Annotated in this window: 5 protein-coding genes; 1 reads left to right on the forward strand and 4 read right to left on the reverse strand. The window is 62.2% G+C overall.

Annotated features, from left to right (window positions below; genetic code table 11):
- Nucleotides 1-123: 123 nt before the first annotated feature.
- From ACIQH5_RS22245 to ACIQH5_RS22260, 4 genes are read right to left on the reverse strand one after another with little or no spacing between them, the layout of a single operon-like run.
- Nucleotides 124-576 (reverse strand): MBL fold metallo-hydrolase, encoded by a 453-nt coding sequence (locus ACIQH5_RS22245; protein WP_400407775.1) that lies wholly within the window; start codon nt 574-576, stop codon nt 124-126.
- Nucleotides 539-778 carry an MBL fold metallo-hydrolase gene (locus ACIQH5_RS22250; RefSeq protein WP_400407777.1) on the reverse strand — a complete coding sequence of 80 codons (240 nt, stop codon included), beginning with the start codon at nt 776-778 and terminating at the stop codon, nt 539-541. The genes ACIQH5_RS22245 and ACIQH5_RS22250 overlap by 38 nt, the downstream gene beginning before the upstream one ends.
- Nucleotides 779-792: 14 nt before the next feature.
- On the reverse strand, nt 793-1221 hold the full coding sequence (locus ACIQH5_RS22255) for a VOC family protein (RefSeq protein WP_400407779.1): 429 nt from the start codon (nt 1219-1221) through the stop codon (nt 793-795).
- A 40-nt stretch (nt 1222-1261) separates the two neighbouring features.
- Complete coding sequence (locus ACIQH5_RS22260) at nt 1262-2608, reverse strand: DUF445 domain-containing protein (protein WP_400407781.1); 1347 nt, start codon at nt 2606-2608, stop codon at nt 1262-1264.
- A gap of 50 nt (nt 2609-2658) precedes the next feature.
- Here ACIQH5_RS22260 and ACIQH5_RS22265 point away from each other — a divergent pair, with 50 nt between their 5' ends.
- Nucleotides 2659-3546 carry a glycerophosphodiester phosphodiesterase gene (locus tag ACIQH5_RS22265; RefSeq protein WP_400407783.1) on the forward strand — a complete coding sequence of 296 codons (888 nt, stop codon included), beginning with the start codon at nt 2659-2661 and terminating at the stop codon, nt 3544-3546.
- Nucleotides 3547-3665: the final 119 nt, after the last annotated feature.

Raw genomic sequence — 3665 nt, forward strand, 5'->3', positions numbered from 1 at the left:
ACACCTCCGGGACCCTGTGGCTGTATCCGGGTAATGGTGCTGGTGGTTGGCTTGCGCGTGTTCAGGCCGGCCAAGGCTGGAACATCATGACCGCAGTCCTCTGACCGGCAGCGTCCAGAAGACTCAGTTCTTCCCTCTCTCGGCCAGCCGCTGCAGTTGCCAGGAATGCACATCGGCCAACCAGTACAGGGGTGCCGCCGGGCCTACGCGCGGGTCTTGGGGATCACGGCCTTTCTGAAGTGCCTGCACATACGCGCGGTCCATGGCGATGCGCTCCCGCAGCTGCTCAGCTCCGCCCACGGAACCGTGTCCGGGGACCACAGCAACAACTTCGCCGGCCACGGCCCCGAACTGCCGCAACGCTTCGAGGTAGTCAGCGAGTGGATCCGTTGCCTCAAGGTCGAGGAATGGCATCAGGATGTCCGAAAGCATGTCACCAGCCACGAGGACGCCGCGTTCTTCGATCAAGAGCGCGGCATGGCCTGGTGCGTGTGCCTGGTGCTCCAGAATGCGGACGGTGGGTCCGTCCCAGGGAATTTCAGCGGCCCCGGCGGGCAGGAGGGTGCCACAGCACATGATCCCAATCAGGGTGCGTGGAAAAGCCTGCCACCACCGGCTGGCCCAAGCGGTGAAGGTCCTCCGCGATCACGGCCATCTCGCTGGCCGTGATGCCGGGATCGATCAGCAGCACGCCGTCCCGGCCCTGCACCAGCGTGCAGTTGCTCTGGATGAATTCGCTCTCGTGAACCAGAACGCCTTCAGCGACGTGCGTCAGCATGACCGTGTCTCCCCTTAGAGTTTCTGCGCCAGCATGACCAGAATCCCGCTGGGGCCGCGAAGATACGTGAGCTTGTAGACGTCCTGGTAGTTCGCCACACCGCGCAGCGGGTGGCATCCGTGCTTGGCGGCTATCTCAAGGGCGTGGTCGATGTCGTCAACCGAGAAAGCCACGCGATGCATGCCGATCTCGTTGGGAAGGGTGGGATCCGTCTCTATCGCGTCAGGGTGGAGGTATTCGAAGAGCTCGAGTTGGCCTTTGCCGTCCGGGGTTTGGAGCACCGCAATTTTTGCGTGGTTGCCGTCCAACCCCACGGCGGTGTCGGCCCACTCACCGCTGACCGTATCCCGGCCCAAGACTGTGAGCCCCAGATCCGTGAAGAAGGCGATGGTTTCTTCGAGATCCCGGACTGCAATACCGACGTTTTCAAGTTTGATAGGCATGGGTTGAAGCTACCAAGGCAGACTTCATAGCTCCAGAGCCTTAGCCAAACAGGAGGTGCGCCACCGTGAAGATCGCCAAGCCGGCCAGCGCACCCACCACGGTTCCGTTGATGCGGATGTACTGGAGGTCCTTACCCACCTGAAGCTCTATCTTTTGCGATGTTTCCTCAGCATCCCAGCGGGCCACGGTATCGGAAATGACGCCGGCGATGTCCGAACGGTACGTGTTCACCAGATACCCGGCAGCGTCGCCAATCCAGGTGTTGACCTTGCCGGCCAGTTCGTCGTCGTTGACCAGTCGGTGGCCAAAATCGCGGACGGCGCTCTTGAAGCGCTGGCTCAGTTCGCTGTCGGGATCGTCTACTGCGTTGAGCAGCGCAGTCTTCACCGTTCCCCAGGTGCGGGACGCCAGTTCGCGGACCTCGGGGTCGCCGAGGATCTGGGCCTTGATGGATTCGGCGCGCTCGATCATGGCGGGATCGTGTTGCAGGTCCTGGGCAAGATCTGCGAGGTAGGCGTCGATCGACTGCCGTACCTGGTGGTTCTGGTCCGCCTGCACTGCACGAACGAATTTGGACAGTTCCACGTACACGCGGTCACCCACCAAGCCGTCAACGAACGTGGGCACCCAGAGGGGCGAGCGATCCGAGACGAGCCTGTTAACCGTTGCATGGTTGGCGTCCACCCAGTCGGCCGCGCGGTCAACCAGGAGGTCAACCAAGGTGTGGTGGTGGCCGTCAGCGAAGATGCGCTCGGCCATCCGGCCCACGGGCGGTCCCCAGGGCGGGGTGAGCAGGTGCTTGCGGACCATGCCTTCGATCACCGACTGGACGTCATCGTCGTTCAGTACTGTGAACGCACCCCGGATCACCGCGCCGCCTTCCTTGGCTACGCGCTCTGCACCGCCAGGTGCTGACAACCAGGTGCCTGCCTTGCGGGCAATGTCGATGCTGGCCAACTTCTCCTGCACAACCTCTTGGGACAGGAAATTGCTCTCGACGAAGTCGCTGAGCGATTCGCCGATCTGGTCCTTACGACGCGGAATGATGGCGGTGTGCGGGATTTTCAGGCCCATGGGGTACTTGAACAGTGCCGTGACCGCGAACCAGTCGGCCAGTGCACCCACCATGCCGCCTTCGGCCGCCGCACGGACGTATTCAAGCCACGGGTACTGCTTCTGGAACGCGAACGCCACCGTGAAGATCACCGCCATGGCGATCAGCAGAGCCAGGGCCAGCCGTTTCATGCGGAGCAACGCAGCGGCCTTCTCGAGGTCGCCAGCGGAAAGTTCGACGACGGCGGAACGGCCGCGTGCGGGGGCGGAACCTGCCGCCGGTGTTGGCTTGGTGAGGTCTTCGGCTGGGATTTGTTCAGAGTTCACCTGCATTAGCCCAGCGTAGCCCCCGGGAGAGCAGCGGGGTGGGCTAACGTGTCTGCATGACTAGCGACGACTTCGCCCCGAGCCGGCCCAAGGTCTACGCCCACCGCGGTGCCAGTGCCGCCTTTGCCGAGCACACCAGGGCCGCCTATCTGAAAGCCATTGCCGACGGCGCCGACGGTGTGGAGTGCGACGTCCACCTGACCCGGGACCAACATGTTGTGCTGCTGCACGACGCGAATCTGGACCGGACATCCACTGGCACGGGCCCGGTTGGTGAACACACACTGGAGCAGCTCCGGGCGTTGGATTTCTCGTCGTGGAAGGGTGCGCGGATTCCGGACGTGTATGGGGGAGTATCCGATCAATTCCTGACGTTGCCGGAGCTACTGGATATCCTCCGTGCTGCAGGGCGTGACATTGGTTTGGCTATTGAACTCAAGCACCCCAGTCCGTACGGGCTGAAATTGGAGGACCGTGTTCTTGCCCTGCTGGAGGAGGAAGGCTGGACGCCTGAGGAGTCCCGGCTGGAGAATATCCGGATCTCCTTCATGAGCTTTGATACGGACTCCGTTCAGCGCTTGTTACAGAGCGTTCCCAAGGAATACATCTGCCAGTTGGTGGATGACTTCACCGTGAAAGAGATCCGGCAGGAGCTAGGCCTCGGGTTCCTGACGGGCGGGGCGGTGGCAAACGTTATGCGGGCAACCCAGCTCGAGGCCGAACGGGTCCTGGATGCAGGTGAAGTTCATATTGCCGGTCCGGGTATCGACTACATCCGGGAGCACGCGCGCAACGTTCAGCGCTGGTTGGAGGCGGGACGGGTCTTTCGGGTGTGGACCGTCGACTCGGAGAAGGACGTGGCCCTGTGCCAGGGCCTCGGGATCCATGAAATCACCACCAACAAGCCGGCGCAGGTGCTCGCACAGCTGATGGTGTCCAACTAGGTAGCAGTTGAGGCCGTTCTGGAGCGGCGGTTTCTAGCGGTTATCGCAACAGGAAGGTTCTGATCATCTCATTGGGGGTGCAGAAGTCGAATCGTTGGCGGGGTCTGTCGTTGAGTTCG

The organism is Paenarthrobacter sp. NPDC091711 (assembly GCF_044756605.1).
Lineage (GTDB): Bacteria > Actinomycetota > Actinomycetes > Actinomycetales > Micrococcaceae > Arthrobacter.